This window comes from Oleidesulfovibrio sp. (assembly GCF_047973035.1).
In the GTDB taxonomy this organism is placed as follows: Bacteria; Desulfobacterota; Desulfovibrionia; order Desulfovibrionales; family Desulfovibrionaceae; genus Oleidesulfovibrio.
Genome location: NZ_JBKEBF010000032.1, coordinates 154,108 through 172,365, shown reverse-complemented (window position 1 = coordinate 172,365; position 18,258 = coordinate 154,108). Strand labels below are relative to the sequence as shown.

The window sequence follows — 18,258 nt, the reverse complement described above, 5'->3', positions numbered from 1 at the left end:
TCGCGGGCGTCAGGCCTGCTTAGAACTGCATTTTGCTCAGGTCGCGATATGCTTCCATCACTTTGCCGCGTACTGCAGATGTCAGCTTCATGGCGACACCGGCCTTTTGCAGGGTGATCATAAGCTCATGAACGTTCTGAGTCTCGCCGGAAGCGAACGACTGGATCATTTTGCTTTTTTCACCCTGCATCTCGTTTACCTTCTGAACGGACGAGTTAATGGTGTCGGTGAACGAACGCTCCGGCTTGGGCTGGGCATCAAGCTTGTTGCTCTGGATGCTGCGTTCAGTTTTTGCAAAGTTGGAAAGCGCGTTGCTGTAGGCCTTCAGGCCGATACTCTGAATAGTCATGGCTGATTACCCCCGGCCGATTTCAAGGGCTTTGTTGTACATGCTTTTGACGGCATCAATGGTGGAAACGTTTGCCTGGTAGCCTCGCTGAGTAGTCATCAGGTTGGCCATTTCTTCCACCACGTTGATGTCGGGATATTTCACGTATCCGTTTTCATCAGCATCTGGGTGTCCCGGTTCGTACACCTGTCTGAACGGGCGGTTGTCACGCACGATATTCTGCACGCGCACACCGCGTAGTTCGCGGTCAAGCGCGCTCTGCATGTGTTTGCTGAACGGATCGTCAACCTCTGTTGCCGCCATAACTACGGCTTTACGACGGTAAGGCCCGCCACCGATAGTTCTGGTTGTTTTGGCATTGGCCAGGTTCATCGAGATTATGTTCATACTCGTGCGTTCTGCACTGAGTGCCGACGCGCCGATATCAAGAGCTGTCATGAAATCCATTATTTCTGTCCTTCTTGAATTATGTTTTTCATGCCTTGAAAGCTGCTTTGCATGACGGTGGAAAGCGTATTGTACTGCAAGGTGTTTTTAGACATCTTGGACATTTCCTTATCCAGATCGACCTGATCTTCACCATGTACAACGCGCGGCCTGAAAGCCTTGGTCCACTCCGGCCCGAACGTGTGGGGATCAAACGCGGCAGGAATGTGCTTTTCGTCGGTTCTGGCAATGTTGCCTTTGCTGTCCAACGCCAGCGCGGCCTGCAGGTCTTTTTCAAAGTCCAGCTCGCGGGCTTTGTAGCCCGGTGTGCGCACGTTCGCCATGTTACTCATGATGACGTTCTGACGTTTGAGCTGCATGTCCATGACCTTTGCGGTCACTTCTATGTGATTTCCGAAAAGAGTTTTCATTGTTTGTTGCCTCCGTTGAAGCCGTAACGCCGGAAGACCGACGTTTATGCCGGTTATAGCAAGGGGTGTTCCATGTTGTTTAACTATCTAAAAATAAAGAGATAAAGGTGTATCTCGGCGTGCGCTTGCCATGACGTGTCAATATTCAGGCACAGCAGAGGATGTAACAGGCAGGAATTATTGAGCAGGATGTTATCGTGCAGCAAAAAAGGGATGTTATGGTTTGTGGCATGGAACATGCTATGTTGCTGGTAAAGGAAAATTGTTCCCGTAGTTCGTTCGGGCCGTGTTGGCTCATAAATTGCTTAGGTTTTATGGCGAACTGTAAAAAGGGAACATGTTGCCGTTTTCGAACGGAGGGGAACCATGAGCAATCATCTTGATTACGAAATCAACAAGGAACTGGGCGAGTGCTACCTGTTTATGGGTGAGCTCGACAAGGCCGAAGAGTACTACCGCAAAGCCGCCAGCAGCAACGGTGTTCATCCTGACCCTTATCTGGGACTGGCAACCATAGCCGTGCAGCGCGGAAAGTTTGCCGATGCTCTTGCATTGTACAAAAAGGCCGCAGAAATCGAACCCAACGACAAAGCTCTTGCAGGCATGGGCCTTATTGAAATGGAAGGTGGCCAGAATGAGCAGGCCTTTACTCATTTCATGCAGGCGCTTGACATGAATCCGGCGAATATGATTGCCGTTCATGGCATGGTTCAGCTTGCGTATGTTCTAGGACGTCTGGACGACGCCATCGTGCGTCTGAATGCGTTTCTTGCTGTAGACCCCGAAAAAGAAGCCGTAAGGATCTCTCTGGCGGGTTGTTATATTTCCAGAGGCCGTAAGGAAGAGGCCGGAGCAGAGCTGGAAGAGCTGTTGCACCGTAACCCTGCCAATACGGCTGCACAGGAACTGTACAATACTATTAATAGCTAATTGACGGTTCTTGCATCCGGCTGCCTGATGCCGGATGAAAAAATCTCCCCTCCCCATTGATTTTCCGGCCCTGACGCTGGCGCTATGGGCCGGAAAATCATCCTTGGGAACATTCGGGAGCAGGGGAAAAGAACGAAGCCACGCACTGCGGCAAATGTTGCAGTGCGTGGCTTCGTTTTGTATTTTTCCTACTTGCTTGAGGGCTTACTTTTGTAGTGTCCCTACAGATTTGCTGCGTACCAGTCGCCGGAGATGCGCAGACCGGCACGTACGGAAATATCAGGATCATAGCCCAGCAGCGTGCGTGCGCGGGTGATGTCTGCAAGCGAGTGGCGGACGTCACCTGTTCTGAAGTCCCGGTATTCGGCCTTATGTTCCGAAGCCTTGGGGTTATGGCGGGTTACTTCGTCGCGGAGAATTTCGTACAGTTCATTAAGAGTGGTGCGCTCACCAAAGGCCACGTTATACACCGTATTCACGGCTTCGGGATTGGTGGTGCATGCTGCCAGCAGGTTTGCCTGAACGGTATTCTCAATGTGGCAGAAGTCGCGGCTGGTTTCGCCGTCACCGTTGATGTATACCGGATTATCGCCCAGCAGTCCTGCAAACCACAGCGGGATAACCGCAGCATATGCCCCGTGAGGGTCCTGCCGCTTGCCGAACACGTTGAAGTAGCGCAGCCCGATGCATTCCATACCGTACGTTTTGCCAAAAACTCCGGCATACAATTCGTTGACGTACTTGGTGACGGCGTAAGGCGACAGCGGTTTGCCGATGCGGTCTTCCACCTTGGGCAGGTTGGGTTCGTCGCCGTAAGTCGAGCTGGACGCTGCATACACAAAGCGGCTTTTTGCATCGCGCGCTGCGACCAGCATGTTAAGGAAGCCGTCAGTGTTGCAGGTGTTTGTCAGTATCGGGTCGTCAATCGAGCGGGGAACAGAACCAAGAGCCGCCTGATGCAGAACGTAGTCTGCACCTTTGCAGGCTTCATGGCAGGTATCTAAAGAACGGATGTCACCTTCGATAAAGCGGAAGCGGTTCCATTGTTCGGGGGTGACAGCGTCGCGAACCATGTCGAGGTTCTTCTGGTAGCCGGTCATGAAGTTGTCAAGGCCGGTAACGTTCTGATCATGTGCGAGCAGTGTTTCAAGCAGGTTGGAGCCGATGAAACCGGCAACGCCTGTAATCAACCATGTTTTGGGTGCGGCTTTCAGCTCTTGCAGCAGGTCGGTATAGCGTGACATCCAAGATCTCCACTTAATGAGATGAACAAGTTTATTGTGCAGCGTGGCCGTGCCGCGTATGGCGGCAGAGACGGCATGTTTGGCTGTAACTGCTGCAAGGTGCAGCGGAAAAATGATATGTGTGTGCGGGCAACTTTATCGCAGACGGTATCGGCTGTTGACAGTGTGCCGTGCAACCTGTTGTATACAATTTAGTAACCGGAACGATGCTCAAATACAGGCTGACAGCACTGTGTTTCAGCCAACGGGACACTACAATAATATTTTTTCTGCGTCCATTGGCAGGTGGTTGAATACCGCCCCAATGGGGGGAGGCCCCTATGAAAAAGGTTATTCTTGCAGGCGCAGGCGGGCACGGCAAAGTGGTGCTCGACGCTGTACGTCTGAGCGGTGATGAAATGCTGGCCTGTGTCGATGCTGATGCGGAACGGGCCGGAAGTCTTTTTCAGGGGGTGCCTGTGTGTGGCACCGAGGCCTCTCTGGCTCAGTATGATGTTTCCGAAGTTTTTCTGGTTAACGGCGTGGGATACGTCGGCGGACGTAATGTACGTGCTGAAGTGTTCATGCGGCTGACCAGAACAGGTTGGTCCTTTGCCGTGGTGCGGCATCCTGCCGCTATCATTGCCGCAAGTGCAACGCTGGCTCAGGGCGCACAGGTACTGGCGGGGGCCGTTGTCGCACCATGCGCGCAGATCGGGGTAAACACGATTATCAACCATCGCGCTGTCATCGACCACGATTGCGTTATCGGGGATCATACTCATGTCGCCCCCGGCGCGACCCTGTGCGGTAACGTGCAGCTGGGCGTGAATGTATTTGTCGGAGCAGGGGCAACCATCATCCCCGGTATCAAGGTGGGAGCCGGTGCCGTTATCGGCGCGGGAGCAACTGTGCTGCGGGATGTTCCGGCAGAAGCTGTTGTGGGAGGCACACCTGCCATGCCATTAGTGCAGCGTTTGTAGCGTGTGGTGTTTGATGGCATAGCTCTTTGCTGCTGCAACGTTTTTACCGCTGGGCGCTGGCGGCAGAGAGGCGGCTTTGCGCTGTGGTTAGTGGCACCGTAATCTGGCGGACTGGCGTCGGGGGCTCTGTTGAGCTTTTTGTGGCTATGGTGCGCAGGCAAGCGAATGCGGCAGTCAACTTTTGTAACCATTGGTATGTTTGTACTCTGCAGTGTTTTTTCACCAGTCGCAAATTTCTGTTATCCGTTTGATGCTGCACCTGACTGCCTATTATGAAATTGCCGTTGGAAGGTTTGTTCGGGCGGGTTACCTTTGAAGAATATATGAATAACCGGCATCGCGCGTAGTGCACGATGCCGGTTACTTGTTTTCATTTTGGCAGCGATACAGGTTATTCAGAGGAAGGCCGTTTTGCTTAGCCGGCTCATAAGGAGCATATTCCGGCACCAGCTTTTGCAGTGCACCACGTACTCCCTGCCCGTCGTGGGCTTCTGCCGCTGCTGCTGCCGCTGCTAGCCACTGCTGCAGATGTTCCTGTGCCGCCGCAGAAATATGGCTTTCATCGCAGCAGCGCAGAACCATGATTTTATCATGCTCTGTACGCACTACGCCTTCATCGGCGGTGATCAGTTCTTCATACAGTTTTTCACCTTCGCGCAGTCCTGTGAACACAATGGGAATGTCCACATCAGGTTCAAGTCCGGCAAGGCGGATAAGGTCTTTGGCCATGTCTGCAATTTTTACAGGCACGCCCATATCAAGGACAAATATTTCACCACCGTGGGCCATGGTGCCTGCCTGCAGGATAAGTTGTGCGGCCTCTGCAATAGACATGAAGTAGCGCGTCACTTCCGGATGCGTCACTGTAACAGGGCCACCCTTGGCTATCTGGTCAAGGAACAAAGGCACAACGGAGCCTGAAGAGCCTACCACATTGCCGAAGCGGACAGCCATAAAGCGGGTTCTGCTGTTGGCAAAACGGCGCATCAGCAGCTCTGTCACCCGTTTTGATGCTCCCATGACATTGGTGGGGCGCACTGCCTTGTCGGTGGAAACCACGACAAACCTTTCAACTTCTGCGTCATGCGCAGCCTGCATCAGCGTTTGTGTGCCGAGTATGTTGTTTTCCACGGCCTGCCACGGATTACGCTCCAGCATGGGGACATGCTTGTACGCGGCAGCATGGAAGACTGCTTCGGGTTTATGTTCTATAAAGGTGCACCGCATCAGTTCGGCATCACGGATGTTACCCAGCACGACGGCATAGTCCCGGAACCCGATGGCGTGTTCCAGTTCCATCTGAATTTTATACAGATTGAATTCACTGGAATCGACCAGAACCAGCTTTGACGGCGCAAAGCGTACAATCTGGCGAACCAACTCGGAGCCTATTGAGCCGCCGCATCCGGTCACCAGAATGGTTTTACCTTCCAGATACCGGCTGATAGCCGCTGTATCCAGTTCCACGGGAGTTCTGCCCAGCAGGTCAAGGTAGTTGACCTCGCGCATGTTTTTGACACCGCGTTTGAAGTCCAGAATCTCGTTCATTGGTGGCAGGATTTTGCATGGCAGCCCTGTTTCAGAGCAGGCCTCCACAATGCTGCGCACCTGTGCTGAAGAGGCTTCCGTGAGTGCTATCAGAATTTCTTCCGCTCTGGTGGATACGATGGCCTCCGGCAGGCGGTCCAGCGTGCCCATGACAGGCCTTCCATGGATAGTTCTGCCTTTCAGTGAAGGGTTGTTGTCCACAAAGCCCACAGGGAAGTAGCCGAGTGACAGGTCTCTGTTCAGTTCGCTGACAAGCCGTTCACCGGCACGGCCTGCGCCGATGATGATGACACGCTTGGCACCCTTGCGGGCGTCCTTGCCCGTCATGGGCAGCCAGAAGCGGCCTGTTTCCATCAAGGAGAACATAATGCGGATGGCAAGGCGTGCTCCGCCTGTGAACAGGAATGTGAGCAGAAAATCCATGCCGAAAACAGCACGCGAGTATCCTGCAAATCCCGTCAGGTAAGCGATTCCGGCGATCAGCAACAAGCTTTGCACGCAGGTTGCGCGCATCAGCAGTATGGAGTCAAGCAGGCTGGTATATCGCCACATGCCGCGGTACATGGAAAAGACCATGAATATGGCCAGCTTCATGGGCAGAATCCATGGCAGCAGCCCGAGCATGCGTTCGTAATGCAGGTACGGTATATAAAAGTCGAACCGCAGAAGATACGCAGTGTACAAGGCCGCTGCAAAACACAGCAGGTCTATGACTATCATGACGTAAAAGTTTGCGGTGCGTATGGAATTTTGCATGGTTATCCGTCCAGCGCATCCTCGATAAGTGTGGTGATGCGCGTCAGATCTTGTCCTGTCAGTGCCGTGCCGGACGGTAGACAAAGGCCGGTATGGAAGAGTTCTTCGCTTACTTTGCCGCCGTATACGGTGCAGTCTGCAAAAACAGGCTGCATGTGCATGGGCTTCCAGACCGGACGTGATTCAATGTTGTGTTCTTCCAGAGCAAGGCGCAGCTCTTCCGGTGTGCAGCGGCATACGGCAGGGTCCAGCAGCATGACCGTCAGCCAGCGGGTGCAGCGTCCGTATTCTGCCTCCGGCATGAAGGATACACCCTCGAGACGGGACAATACGCGCTTATAGTGCTCAAAGATGGAGCGTTTTTGTTCAACCCGCTGCGCAAGTACCTGCAGCTGCCCGCAGCCGATGGCCGCACAGATATTGCTCATGCGGTAATTATATCCGATCTGGCTGTGCTCATAGTGAGGGGCCGCATCGCGCGCCTGCTGGGCAAGCCAGCGCGCCTTTTCAACTACGGCGGCATTGTTGGAGCATAGCATACCCCCGCCGGACGTGGTGATGATCTTATTGCCGTTGAATGAAAATACAGAACAAAAGCCTGCATCACCGGCGTGCCTGTCCTTGTAACGGGCTCCGGCGGCTTCTGCTGCATCAATGATAAGCGGAACATCGTACGTGTCGCATAACGCCTGCAGCTTGTCGTAATCTGCGCACTGGCCGTACAGGTCGGTGGCAATAACAGCTTTAGGTGTGCGCCCTTTTGCTGCATAATCGGCAATGGCGGTTGCGAGCAGGTCAGGGTCCATGTTCCATGTGTGCGTATCACAGTCGATAAAGACAGGTTCGGCCCCCATAAAGGTTGCAGGGCTCACGCTGCCGATAAAAGTCAGGCTGGATGCCATGACCACGTCGCCTGCACCAACGTCGAGTATGCGTAGCGCAAGGTGCAAGGCTGCCGTGCCGCTGCTGAGAGCGGCGCAGTGGGGAATGGCTGAAAATTCAGCAAAATCTTTTTCAAATGCATTAACCATGGGGCCAAGCGGCGCCACGTAATTGCTTTTAAAAGCCTGTGTGATCAGGTCAAGCTCCTGACCGCCCATGTGCGGCGGCGAGAGGAATATGCGGGAGTATTGTTCTGTCATATTGATATTTCCCTTGCAGTGTTATTGGTACAACGCAAGTGTGGTGCCGTTATAGTCCATCAATGACATTGATACAATGCCTGCGCGTTTTTTTTTGCCTCATAGGTGCTAAACTGTATGTGAATGTATTGGCATATTATGATTTTTAAGTTCGACTTTTTAATATGTCCGTAACTTGTGCAAAAAAATGTAAAAATGCATGCTGCACACGCGAAAAGTGTAGCGCACATGAAGGCGCTGCATGTATGTAATTGTCTAATTACAGTGTGCACCTGGTGAAATGCTGAGTTTCAGCGGTTGTTACAGGCAAACAAGTGCCATGCTGCGGTGTCTTTTCGGCAGAAAGACACCGCGCAGGATTGTGCACATAATACATACTGATATAGGAGCGGTTGTGAAAACAGCTTTACTTGTAGTGGATGTGCAGCGGGCTTTTTTTGATGGAAAAACACCCCCCGCAGACGGGGCGGAAGTAGCTGCTCAGATGAATGTGTTGATCAAGGGTGCGCGTGCTGCCGATGTGCCGGTAATTTTTGTTCAGCATGAAAAGGCCCGCAGTGAGGTTGAGCACGGCAGCGAAGGCTGGCAGGTATCCACCCTGCTGGACGCAAGAGCTGAAGATAATCGTATTTATAAAAAAACACCTGACTCGTTTTATGGCACAGAGCTGGGTGAATTGCTGGACCGGCTGGATATTTCCAGACTGGTTATATGCGGGTACGCAACGGAATATTGTGTAGATACCACCGTGCGCAGAGCTGCAACATTGGGATATGCCGTGCAGGTTGCGGCGGATGCCCATACCACTGACGATAAAGCGCACCTGAGCGGTGCACAGATTCGCGCCCACCATAATGCCACATGGCATGCCGTTTCCAGCTTTCCTGCACCGCTTGATGTGGTTTCGGCGGCAGATGTGGTATTTTCCCGCTTAGAATGAAAGCAAAAAGTTTTTTACGCGAAACAATACAATGGCGTATAGCCGGTTCATTCCGGCTATACGCCATTGTTAGCGGATTGTTCTTTTTGGCTACTTTTTACTACCCGTAAATACATCGGTAGTCGCGTGTCCCTGTTTTGATACGCCTTCACTGCGGAATACCTTCCAGACAGTAAGGAAAAGGATACGCAAATCAAGCCAGATCGTGTGGTTTTCCACATACCACGCGTCCATTTCCAGCTTGGCATCCCAGTCTACGGCATTGCGCCCGTTCACCTGCGCCCAGCCTGTAATGCCGGGGCGCACGTCCATGCGCGTAGCCTGACGGGGAGTGTACAGCGGCAGGTACTGCATCAGCAACGGGCGTGGTCCCACAAGGCTCATTTCACCTTTGATGACGTTCCAGAGTTCCGGCAGTTCATCCAGCGAGCTTGCCCTTAGGAACTTGCCAAACCGCGTAAGCCGCTGCTCGTCAGGCAGCAGCTTTCCGTCCGGTCCGCATTCGTCGGTCATAGTGCGGAATTTGATGATGGTAAAAGGCTTGCCATCCGTGCCGGGGCGCACCTGCCGGAAAAAGATGTCGCGTGACAGCTTAACCCGTACGGTCAGAGCGACAACCGCCATGACGGGCAGAAACACCACAAATGCCGGTATGGCAAGGGCAAGGTCAAAAGCCCGTTTGATGACGGGGGAGGTCGATCTTTTCAGGCGCGGGGCGGAAGCATGTTCCGGCAGGCGCATGGTTTTAAAGATCGTGCGGTTAACCTCGCGCACATTGTAACGTTCTTCAGCCATCGTACGACTCTGGCGTCCCATTTCTGTAATCAGCTCTGGCGTGGTGATGAAACGTTCCATAGCCTTTTCCAGAGCATCAATGTCGTGCACGGGAACCATATAGCCGTTAACACCGTCTTTTACTGTTTCACGGCATCCAGGGGCATCGGTTGTCACAATGGCTCTGCCTGTACTCATGGCTTCCATGGTGGAGCGGGGCGTGCCTTCACGGTGCGAGGGCAGCACGTAAACAGATGACGCGCATAACGCGGGGCGCACGTCAGCCATGGAGCCGTCGTACTGCACCCCGCCTGCTGTCCAGCGGGCAAGGTCGGCGTCTTCTATGGAGTCCGGCCCTTTGTCGTGCCAGCCCACAAGGCGGAAGACGGCATGCGGGTAGCGCTTTTTCAGGCGGATGGCTGCTTCGCAGAATTCCGGCACTCCCTTGGCTTTAAGCAGCCTTGCGATGAGCAGAAATTCGGGAGGTTCTGTCTGCGGCTGGCAGTACGCGTAATGGTCCAGGTTAACCCCCTCACCATTCAGGACAACGTGTTTTGTGCGGGAAATCAGGTTTTCGGACGCAAACAGGTTCTTGTCGTCAGGATTTAAAAAGAAGATTGCTTCATAGCGGGGCATGGCGGCTCTGCAGAGCCCTTTGACCAGCTTGTTCAATACGCCTTTTATGCCTTCTGTATGTGTGAAAGCATAGCCTAGTCCGGTAATCATGCCGAACTTGCGCGGCACGCGGGCCAGCCATGCGGCAAAACCTCCGTAGATGACAGGCTTGATGGAGCTTGTCAGCACCACATCCGGACGCTCTTCCAGAAATGTCCACAGATAACTGAAGAACGTGATTAGATCGTACACGGGGTTCATGCCTGTGCGGCGCAGGGGGACAATCCGGTACCGTACGCCCAGCTCTGCCAGAGCAGCGCGTGTCTCGGCGTCATTTTCCGGTGCGGTGCAGACAACATCGTGTCCGGCAGCGACAAGGCCGCGTATGAATTCGCCCCTGAAGAGCAGTAGCGCCGGAGCATAGTTGCCGGCCAGAAGAACTTTAGTGCGCATAATGTTCCATAAATAATGACGCCGGACAGCAGAGCCGTCCGGCGTGTTAAGTGCATTTGTGTTTGCTTTTGCGTGACGGCTGCCCCCTTGTACACTGAAAGCGGCATATTCCGTCAATAACGCAAAGTGGCGCACGGGTATTTTAGTTAGCAGATGCGAGGCAGCTGTTCGCCCTCCAGCATGTTCAGCAGGCGATGACCGCCTAGCGGCGTTTCCATAACTACCTGTCCTGCCTTGGCAGGGCCGCCTTCTGCGGAAAGCACTTCCCCTATGATGGCCGCATCGCCGCCGTACTGAAGGCTTCTGATAACTTCCAGAGCCTTTTCAGCTTTTTCCTGCGGCACAATGCATATGAGTTTACCTTCATTGGCAAGGTACAGCGGATCAAGGCCGAGGAAGGAACAACCGTTCTTTACGGATTCGCGCACGGGGATGTCTGCTTCGCGCACTTTGAAGACCGTGCCGGACTGGCCTGCGATTTCGTTCAGCGTGGTGGCAAGTCCGCCACGGGTCGGGTCGCGTAGGACGCTGATATCACCCACTTCGTAAACCAGTTTTTCCACCATATGCGCCAGCGGGGCAGAGTCGCTGGCAATGTCTGTGGCAAACGACAGACCTTCGCGGTGCGAAAGGATGGTCAGGCCGTGGTCGCCCATGGTGCCGGAAACAAGAATCACATCACCGGGGTTTGCACGGTTTCCTGCGGGGGCAGGGTTGGCAATGATTTCGCCTACGCCGGTGGTGTTGATGAAAACTTTATCCACACATCCGCGGGGAACAACTTTTGTGTCGCCCGTAACAATGAGTACGCCTGCTTCGCGCGCGGCAAGCCCCATGGACGTGACGATACGCTCAAGCAACTCCATGCTGAGCCCTTCTTCCAGAATGAAACCGCAGCTTAAATATTTGGGTTTTGCACCCATCATGGCCACGTCATTCACAGTGCCGTGCACTGCCAGTGAACCTATATCTCCACCGGGAAAAAACAGCGGGTCAACGGTATAGCTGTCGGTGGACATGGCTACCGGTCCTTGAAGATCCAGAATGGCGGCATCGTTCATGGCAGACAGCAGAGGGTTGTCAAAGTGCTTGAAAAAAAGGTCGGCAATAAGGCGTTGCGAAGCGCGCCCGCCACTGCCGTAGTCGAGCAGCAGAGTTTCAGCGGTCATGTGGGGTTAGCTCCCGATATTGTATTTGAAGTAGGCGGCGCAGCTGCCTTCTGTAGAAACCATGCAGGGGCCCACCGGACGGGCGGGGGTACAGCCTTTTGCAAACAGCGGACACTGGTCGGGCTGCATTTTGCCTTTCAGCACCTCGCCGCATTTACAGCCGGGGGTGTTGGGCATTTCTTTAAGCGTTATGCTCTGTTGTTCCATTGCGTCGAACTGCTTGTATTCGTCGGTAAATACCAGCCCGCTGTCAGGGATGGTGCCGATGCCGCGCCAGAGCGCGTCGGCAGGTTTGAATACTTCGTACATGATTTCTCGCGCTTTGGGGTTGCCGTTGTCGCTGACAGCACGGCTGTATTGATTGGTGATGGCATATTCGCCGCGTTTGCGCATTTCAACCATAAGCAGCAGCGCCTGCAGAATGTCTGCAGGGTCAAAACCTGCCACCACACCGGGAGTCCGGAATTCTTCCGCTACAAAGTTATATGGCGCAGTGCCGAGGATGGTGGAGACGTGCCCCGGCAGCAGAAAAGCATCTACCGCGCAGTCGGGGTCTGTCAGCAGCGCACCTAATGCCGGCGGAACAAGCTTGTGGAAAGAAAGAACCTGAAAATTTTTCAGTTCCTGCTGCTTTGCCATTTTAATGGTGGCGGCAACAGTGGGGGTTGTGGTTTCAAATCCTATGCCCAGAAAGACAACCGTGGAATCTGGGTTTGAACCGGCAAGGGCCAGTGCGTCGAAGGGCGAATAGACAATTTCGATGCGGGCGCCCGCGGCCTGAGCACTTTTGAGGTTATGCCCCTTGGGGCCGGGTACGCGCATCAGGTCGCCGAAGGTGGCAATGATGACCTTGTCGCGTTCCGCCAGTTCCAGATAGGCGGCTATTTCGCTTTCGTGGGTTACGCAGACGGGGCAGCCCGGGCCGGATACATGAACGACCTGTTCGGGCAGCAGCGGACGTAGTCCGCTTTGAAAAATTGCTACGGTGTGCGTGCCGCACACCTCCATGAAGCGGAGGGGACCGTCAATCTCGGCGTGCAGCCGGTCGAGCAGTCCCCGACACAAGGCCGGGTCTTTAAACGCGTTGGAAAAATTCACGCTGTATCCTTCCTTCCTCTTGCAGGTGCGGACGGGGCTGCCGGATGAGCGGCGGCCGGTGCCTGTGCTGGCGTTGCACGGAGTCTGTCGCTGTATGCGCCGGAGATCTGTGTACCGGAGGGCAGTGTCCCAGCCGGTATGAGCCGGAGGGCAGTATACCTGACGGGCAGCTGCAGGCTGAACAAAACTAAACCGGTCGGTAACGTATCCGTGTGAGTCTATGTAGCTACGCCCTAGTGCCTTTAACTGTCAACTCTGCGGGATGAACGGTGATTTGCGTGACTAAACAGTGTGCTGCAGGCAGGCGGCTTTGCTTTTTTACCCGTGTGTTGGTACACGAGAGCAAAGCAGCAGCCACGTGCTGCAGCCTGACGAGGTTTACATCATGACAACAAGCCAATCTGCCGCTCAAGGACCGCTTTTGCGCTCGGAGCAGACACCCCCGCGTATGTTTGCACCTGATGTACGCTGGAAGATACCAGCGCCTGAAGAGTGCCGCGCCTTGTGGGATGCCTACGACATGTTTGACCACATCCGCGAACATTCCGAGGCGGTGGCAGCGGTGGCCTACACCATTGCCCTGCGCGGGGCGGAATGCGGCCTGAACGTAAACCCCGATGCAGTGCTCGCAAGCGCACTGCTGCATGATATTGCAAAGACATATACTATATTGCACGGCGGAGACCACGCCCAGCTGGGTGCCGCATGGACTGTACGGGAAACCGGAAATCCGCATATCGCTCAGGGAGTGATGCACCATGTATGGTGGCCGTGGGAAATTTCGCTGGATAACCACTTTTTGCCGATGGCCATAATTTATGCCGACAAGCGGGTACGCCATGAGAACATTGTCTCTCTTGCCGAGCGGTATTCCGACCTTATGGACCGCTACGGGAAGACAGAACGAAGCAGGCAGTACATCACACTATCGCTGGAGCAGGCTGCGGATATTGAACGCGTATTTACCGCGCGACTGGAGATAGATTTTAATGCGTATTCTTTTGGTAGCGGGCGGCTGGTCTAGCGAACGTGCTGTTTCGCTTTCCGGCGCCAAGGGCATTCACGCCGCACTTGAACGTCTCGGACACGACGTGACGTTGTACGACCCTGAACATTCTCTTACAGGATTGTTCGAGGTCGCCAGAAAGCATGATTTTGCGTTTATCAACCTGCATGGTCAGCCCGGAGAAGACGGGCTTGTTCAGGCTCTGCTTGAAACTGCGGGTGTACCGTATCAGGGTGCCGGTCCTGCCGGTTCCTTTCTGGCGTTGAATAAAGCGGCAGCCAAACAGATTTTTGTCGATCGTGGTCTGCCCACGCCCGAGTGGGTATTTCTGCCCGCGCACCCCGGCAAGGAATGGGTGCCGCCTTTCACCTTTCCTGCGTTCATCAAGTCCAACAACGGCGGTTCCAGCCTTGCGCTTCACAGAGTGACAACGCAGGAAGAACTTGCGGCTGCGCTGGATGAACTTTTTGCAAAGGGTGGCGAGGCCATCATTGAACCCGCTGTGGACGGTGTGGAAGTGACCTGCGGCGTGCTGGGCGAAGAAGCGCTTCCCCCTATACTGATACGTCCTCTCGGGGCTGGTTTTTTTGATTACGAAAGCAAATATACCCCCGGCCAGGCTGAAGAAGTCTGTCCGGCTCCGCTGCCGGATGAGATGACGGAGCGGGTGCGCGAGTATGCTCTGCGTGCGCATCATGCGCTGGGACTGCGCGGTTACAGCCGCGCGGATTTCATTCTTACGCCTGCGGGTGAGCTTTCTTTGCTGGAAGTGAATACCCTGCCCGGCATGACAGCTACCAGCCTGCTTCCGCAGGAAGCTGCGGCGGTAGGCCTTTCATTCGACCAACTCATCGCGCGGCTTATTGAGCTGGGAATGGCTGCGCACAGCTCTTAGGAGAAGGCATGACGCTATCCGCAGGACAGCGCCTGTTGCTGTCCGCCTATGGAACCGTGTGGCGGCTGGCCCGCCCCGTTTTGGCGCGACATCGCAGACTTTCACATGGTTTTGCAGAACGACTGGTTCCCGAAGGCTGGACGCAGAAAGCAGATTTGTGGATTCAGGCTGCTTCCGGCGGTGAGGCATATCTTGCGTGGCAGCTTTTGCGGCATCTGCCGCAGGGGGCTGTGCGATCGGTTCTGCTGACTTCGTGCACCATTCAGGGGCGCGACATTCTGGATTCTGCGGCAGAATGGTGCCGTGAACATGCGCCGGAGATCCGTGTGGATGTTCGCTACTTTCCTGTGGATGAGCCGGATGTCATGCGCCGTGCTCTCAGGCTGGTTTCGCCGCGTGCTGTGGTGCTGCTGGAAACAGAACTTTGGCCTTCGTTGATGAACGCCTGTGCCGAAGCCGGTGTGCCTTATGGTGTTATCAACGGAAGAATGACACCGCGTAGCTTTGCCGGATACTTGACCATAGGCGGAATGCTGCGGGTTATGCCTCCTGCTGTGGTACTTGCTATGTCAGACCATGACGCACAGCGTTATGGTGCAGTATTCGGGCGTGAGAGGGTGCGCACCATGCCCAATATCAAGTTCGACCGCGTGCCTCAGGGGGCCGTGGATGGGCCTAATCCGTTGCTGGGCAGTGTTTTCAAGGCCGGAACTTCATTGGCGGTGCTTGGCTCTGTGCGTGAAGAAGAAGAGCCGGAGATCGTCCATATGGTCAAAAGGCTTGTTGCGGAACGTCCGCGGACGTGCATTGCACTGGTCCCGCGCCATATGGAGCGTGTGCCTTTCTGGCGGCAGAAGCTGGATGAGATTGGCGTGAGCTGGGCTTTACGCTCTGAAATTACGGAACCTGTTCAGCCCGGTACTATAGTGCTGTGGAATGCCTTTGGCGAACTTGACCATGTGTATGCCCTTTCACGCGGTGTGTTTGTCGGCGGCAGTTTGCAGCCTTTGGGCGGCCAGAATTTTCTTGAGCCGCTGGCGCATGGTGTTGTGCCTGTTATCGGGCCGTACTGGAGTAATTTTGCATGGATTGGTGAAGAAATTATGCAGGAAGGCCTTGTACAGCAGGCAGGCGATGCGGAAGACGCCGTCGGACACTTGCTGCGTCTGATGAAGCGCCCTGCACCCAAAGCACGCGTTGCTTCCCGCTTTGCGGACTATGTGGCTGCCCGTCGCGGCGGGGCTCAGGCCGCTGCAGACGCTATTGTAGCTCTGCTGCAGCGTTAATTGTAACTTTACATTTTACTGTTGTTTTACTTGCGGTTTGTCAGCCGGTGCTATTTCCGGTTGGCAGACCGTTTTTTGTTGTTTTCTTAAATTGTTTTGTATGATTTCCAGTTTTTTCATGAACTGCAATCTGAAGTTTACATACTGCAAACTTCAGATTGCAGTTCTTGTGTAGCAATTGTTCCTGATAACTTTGAAAGGACTATTAAACCGGAGAGATGAGTTTTTTAAATATTATGGCACTGAATTTGCTGTATTTTTGAAGTGCTAAGGTCCTTTTAAAGAGTAAAGAGTATTATTTGGTTTGCAAAGGGGGATGCAGAATGCAGTGCTTTAAAACTATCAAAGGTAAAATTTCAGGAATTATATTAATCTGTATAGTTTCACTCTTGTGCGTGCTTGCAATTTCCGTAGGTACAATGACAAAGCTGCATTCAGGCTTTGTATCAATGAAAGAAAACACACTCGATGGAAATATTGCAACTACAGCAATTAACAGAGATATAAACTACGTCAGCAGGCTTACTCGCAATATTATGCTTGGCAGTGATGCTGAAAAAGATATCGCAAAGCTTGGAAAACGCATTGTTGCAATAAAAAAGAATTTTACTATTCTTGAAAGCGGCGCTCATACATCGGAAGAAAAGAATCTTGTAGCAAAAGCAAAATCTGCAGCGCTTGCGTTTGTTCAGGATGGATTACGGTTTGCCAACAATATGCGGTCTATTCCCAAGGGTGAGCGTCATACACAGTATGGTGCATACGGGCAGTCTGCCACGCCTCTGGCACAGGCCTCACGTAAATATTTCGGTGAACTGACAAAAATTAAAGAGCAGGCCTATGAGCTTGAAGTACAGGCGTTTAAGGATACGATCAACTTCCTTAAATGGTGTATTATCGGAGCTTCCGCGGGAATCATCGTGACTATCGCCACCATGTGCATTTTGCTGCAACGTTCGATTTTGCGGCCGTTGTGCACTTTAACAGAGTATACCAAGGCCGTGGCAAAGGGTGACTACAGTCATCATATTGATGCAGCGAGCTTTTCCGGCGAACTTGGGCAGACTGCTCAGTCTGTTTCCACCATGGTGGACAGTCTGCGCTCCAGTATGGCTGCGGCGGAAGAACATAGCCGCGATGCAGATGAGAAAGCCCGTCAGGCAGAGGCTGCAACACAGCAGGCAGAGGCTGAAAAAGCCCGCATCGCAGCACTTCTTGATATGATGCACGACCTTACCACGCAGGTGGCTGCCATTGTGGAAGAGCTGAACGCGGAAGCCGCCGGTCTGGAGCAGGATTCAGAAAAAATTGCAGCAGGTGCCGCCATGCAGCACACCCGTTCGCAGGAAACCGCGGCCGCTATGGAAGAAATGACGCTGACCATTTCCGAGGTTGCCCGCAACGCGTCTCTAGCTGCCAGCAACTCTACCCAAAGCAAGGCTGACGCGGAAAATGGCCTCGGGCTGGTACGGCAGGTTATCACTGCAACCGATGAGGTGCACGTTCAGACTACCAACCTGCAGTCAACGCTTGGCGAACTGAGCCAGCGCGCAGAAAGCATCGGCGACATTATGAGCGTGATCAGCGACATTGCAGACCAGACGAACCTGCTGGCACTTAACGCCGCCATTGAAGCCGCACGGGCAGGCGATGCCGGCAGAGGATTTGCCGTTGTTGCCGACGAAGTCCGTAAACTGGCAGAAAAAACCATGCAGGCCACACGGGAAGTGGGCGAAGCTATCAAGGGCATTCAGGCCGGTGCCGGTGCCAACGTAGACAGCATGAATAAGGTTTCGGAAGCTGTCTCGCGAAATAACGCGTTGACCAACGAAGCTGGTGACGCACTGGAAGCCATTACCAGACTTGTCAGCGAATCCGCCGTGCAGGTTACTTCCATAGCCACAGCGGCAGAACAACAGTCCGCCGCATGCGAAGAGGTCAATCAGGCGACTGCAGCCGTGAGCCGTACTTCCGAAGAAACAGCAGAAGGCATTTCGCGCTCTGCAACCCGCATCCGCAACATTGCGGCATTGGTTGCAGAATTACATGCTTTGACAGAAAAAATTAATGAAAATAGTGCAGTATAGACTGTTTTCAATAGCCTGAAACAGACAAGCCTCCGGTGTATTGCCGGAGGCTTTTTTTTGCCACATGGCTGTACGTAGCCTGCAGATGGACGTAAAAAAGTTGCTGCGCTGTGTATTCGTAAAGGGCGGCTGGAAAAGTGTAGTGGC

Annotated in this window: 16 protein-coding genes; 7 read left to right on the top strand and 9 right to left on the bottom strand. The window is 53.8% G+C overall.

From position 1 onward, the window contains the following. Nucleotides 1-19: 19 nt before the first annotated feature. From fliE to flgB, 3 genes are read right to left on the bottom strand one after another with little or no spacing between them, the layout of a single operon-like run. The gene (gene fliE, locus ACK5LI_RS10380; RefSeq protein ID WP_416948961.1) at nt 20-349 is read right to left on the bottom strand and encodes a flagellar hook-basal body complex protein FliE; all 330 of its coding nucleotides are present in this window, start codon (nt 347-349) and stop codon (nt 20-22) included. Between the two features lie 6 nt (nt 350-355). After that, nucleotides 356-796, bottom strand: coding sequence for a flagellar basal body rod protein FlgC (gene flgC / locus ACK5LI_RS10375; RefSeq protein WP_416948959.1), 441 nt, complete (start codon nt 794-796; stop codon nt 356-358). After that, nucleotides 796-1,206 carry a flagellar basal body rod protein FlgB gene (flgB, locus tag ACK5LI_RS10370; RefSeq protein WP_416948957.1) on the bottom strand — a complete coding sequence of 137 codons (411 nt, stop codon included), beginning with the start codon at nt 1,204-1,206 and terminating at the stop codon, nt 796-798. The genes flgC and flgB overlap by 1 nt, the downstream gene beginning before the upstream one ends. 366 nt (nt 1,207-1,572) lie before the next feature. Here flgB and ACK5LI_RS10365 point away from each other — a divergent pair, with 366 nt between their 5' ends. Next, on the top strand, nt 1,573-2,136 hold the full coding sequence (locus tag ACK5LI_RS10365) for a tetratricopeptide repeat protein (RefSeq protein ID WP_416948955.1): 564 nt from the start codon (nt 1,573-1,575) through the stop codon (nt 2,134-2,136). A gap of 221 nt (nt 2,137-2,357) precedes the next feature. Here the strand turns inward: ACK5LI_RS10365 and ACK5LI_RS10360 are convergent, their stop codons facing one another. Next, nucleotides 2,358-3,380, bottom strand: coding sequence for an NAD-dependent epimerase/dehydratase family protein (locus tag ACK5LI_RS10360; protein ID WP_416948953.1), 1,023 nt, complete (start codon nt 3,378-3,380; stop codon nt 2,358-2,360). Between the two features lie 320 nt (nt 3,381-3,700). On the opposite strand from ACK5LI_RS10360, the gene ACK5LI_RS10355 reads away from it, so the two are divergent. Continuing rightward, nucleotides 3,701-4,342, top strand: coding sequence for an acetyltransferase (locus ACK5LI_RS10355; protein WP_416948951.1), 642 nt, complete (start codon nt 3,701-3,703; stop codon nt 4,340-4,342). A 360-nt stretch (nt 4,343-4,702) separates the two neighbouring features. On the opposite strand, the gene ACK5LI_RS10350 is transcribed toward ACK5LI_RS10355, so the two are convergent. Next, a complete protein-coding gene (locus tag ACK5LI_RS10350; protein WP_416948949.1) occupies nt 4,703-6,646 on the bottom strand; it encodes a polysaccharide biosynthesis protein in 1,944 nt (647 codons plus the stop codon). 2 nt (nt 6,647-6,648) lie between these two features. Next, complete coding sequence (locus ACK5LI_RS10345; protein ID WP_416948947.1) at nt 6,649-7,788, bottom strand: DegT/DnrJ/EryC1/StrS family aminotransferase; 1,140 nt, start codon at nt 7,786-7,788, stop codon at nt 6,649-6,651. Between the two features lie 394 nt (nt 7,789-8,182). On the opposite strand from ACK5LI_RS10345, the gene ACK5LI_RS10340 reads away from it, so the two are divergent. Continuing rightward, complete coding sequence (locus ACK5LI_RS10340; protein WP_416948945.1) at nt 8,183-8,728, top strand: cysteine hydrolase family protein; 546 nt, start codon at nt 8,183-8,185, stop codon at nt 8,726-8,728. A gap of 90 nt (nt 8,729-8,818) precedes the next feature. On the opposite strand, the gene ACK5LI_RS10335 is transcribed toward ACK5LI_RS10340, so the two are convergent. The 3 genes from ACK5LI_RS10335 to hypD all read right to left on the bottom strand — a co-directional run bounded on the left by ACK5LI_RS10335 (nt 8,819) and on the right by hypD (nt 12,837). Further along, nucleotides 8,819-10,570, bottom strand: a complete 1,752-nt coding sequence (locus tag ACK5LI_RS10335) for a sugar transferase (RefSeq protein WP_416948943.1) — start codon at nt 10,568-10,570, stop codon at nt 8,819-8,821. Nucleotides 10,571-10,716: 146 nt separating this feature from the next. Then, complete coding sequence (hypE, locus tag ACK5LI_RS10330) at nt 10,717-11,739, bottom strand: hydrogenase expression/formation protein HypE (protein ID WP_416948941.1); 1,023 nt, start codon at nt 11,737-11,739, stop codon at nt 10,717-10,719. A gap of 6 nt (nt 11,740-11,745) precedes the next feature. Further along, a complete protein-coding gene (gene hypD / locus ACK5LI_RS10325) occupies nt 11,746-12,837 on the bottom strand; it encodes a hydrogenase formation protein HypD (protein ID WP_416948939.1) in 1,092 nt (363 codons plus the stop codon). Nucleotides 12,838-13,222: 385 nt separating this feature from the next. Between hypD and ACK5LI_RS10320 the strand changes: the two genes are divergently transcribed. The 4 genes from ACK5LI_RS10320 (at nt 13,223) to ACK5LI_RS10305 (ending at nt 18,111) form a co-directional block, all read left to right on the top strand. Beyond that, a complete protein-coding gene (locus ACK5LI_RS10320) occupies nt 13,223-13,861 on the top strand; it encodes an HD domain-containing protein (RefSeq protein ID WP_416948937.1) in 639 nt (212 codons plus the stop codon). After that, a complete protein-coding gene (locus tag ACK5LI_RS10315; protein ID WP_416948935.1) occupies nt 13,827-14,738 on the top strand; it encodes a D-alanine--D-alanine ligase family protein in 912 nt (303 codons plus the stop codon). The genes ACK5LI_RS10320 and ACK5LI_RS10315 overlap by 35 nt, the downstream gene beginning before the upstream one ends. A gap of 8 nt (nt 14,739-14,746) precedes the next feature. Next, complete coding sequence (locus ACK5LI_RS10310; RefSeq protein ID WP_416948933.1) at nt 14,747-16,024, top strand: 3-deoxy-D-manno-octulosonic acid transferase; 1,278 nt, start codon at nt 14,747-14,749, stop codon at nt 16,022-16,024. A gap of 323 nt (nt 16,025-16,347) precedes the next feature. Next, entirely contained in the window at nt 16,348-18,111 is a 1,764-nt protein-coding gene (locus tag ACK5LI_RS10305) for a methyl-accepting chemotaxis protein (RefSeq protein WP_416948931.1), read from the top strand. The last annotated feature ends 147 nt before the right edge of the window (nt 18,112-18,258 follow it).

Excerpts from the sequence above, each read along its gene's own strand:
- hypE (WP_416948941.1), bottom strand. The coding sequence starts at position 11,739 with ATGACCGCTGAAACTCTGCTGCTCGACTACGGCAGTGGCGGGCGCGCT.
- ACK5LI_RS10310 (WP_416948933.1), top strand. The coding sequence starts at position 14,747 with ATGACGCTATCCGCAGGACAGCGCCTGTTGCTGTCCGCCTATGGAACC.
- ACK5LI_RS10345 (WP_416948947.1), bottom strand. The coding sequence starts at position 7,788 with ATGACAGAACAATACTCCCGCATATTCCTCTCGCCGCCGCACATGGGC.
- ACK5LI_RS10365 (WP_416948955.1), top strand. The coding sequence starts at position 1,573 with ATGAGCAATCATCTTGATTACGAAATCAACAAGGAACTGGGCGAGTGC.
- ACK5LI_RS10315 (WP_416948935.1), top strand. The coding sequence starts at position 13,827 with ATGCGTATTCTTTTGGTAGCGGGCGGCTGGTCTAGCGAACGTGCTGTT.
- ACK5LI_RS10355 (WP_416948951.1), top strand. The coding sequence starts at position 3,701 with ATGAAAAAGGTTATTCTTGCAGGCGCAGGCGGGCACGGCAAAGTGGTG.
- ACK5LI_RS10360 (WP_416948953.1), bottom strand. The coding sequence starts at position 3,380 with ATGTCACGCTATACCGACCTGCTGCAAGAGCTGAAAGCCGCACCCAAA.
- ACK5LI_RS10335 (WP_416948943.1), bottom strand. The coding sequence starts at position 10,570 with ATGCGCACTAAAGTTCTTCTGGCCGGCAACTATGCTCCGGCGCTACTG.
- fliE (WP_416948961.1), bottom strand. The coding sequence starts at position 349 with ATGACTATTCAGAGTATCGGCCTGAAGGCCTACAGCAACGCGCTTTCC.
- flgC (WP_416948959.1), bottom strand. The coding sequence starts at position 796 with ATGGATTTCATGACAGCTCTTGATATCGGCGCGTCGGCACTCAGTGCA.
- flgB (WP_416948957.1), bottom strand. The coding sequence starts at position 1,206 with ATGAAAACTCTTTTCGGAAATCACATAGAAGTGACCGCAAAGGTCATG.
- ACK5LI_RS10320 (WP_416948937.1), top strand. The coding sequence starts at position 13,223 with ATGACAACAAGCCAATCTGCCGCTCAAGGACCGCTTTTGCGCTCGGAG.
- ACK5LI_RS10305 (WP_416948931.1), top strand. The coding sequence starts at position 16,348 with ATGCAGTGCTTTAAAACTATCAAAGGTAAAATTTCAGGAATTATATTA.
- ACK5LI_RS10350 (WP_416948949.1), bottom strand. The coding sequence starts at position 6,646 with ATGCAAAATTCCATACGCACCGCAAACTTTTACGTCATGATAGTCATA.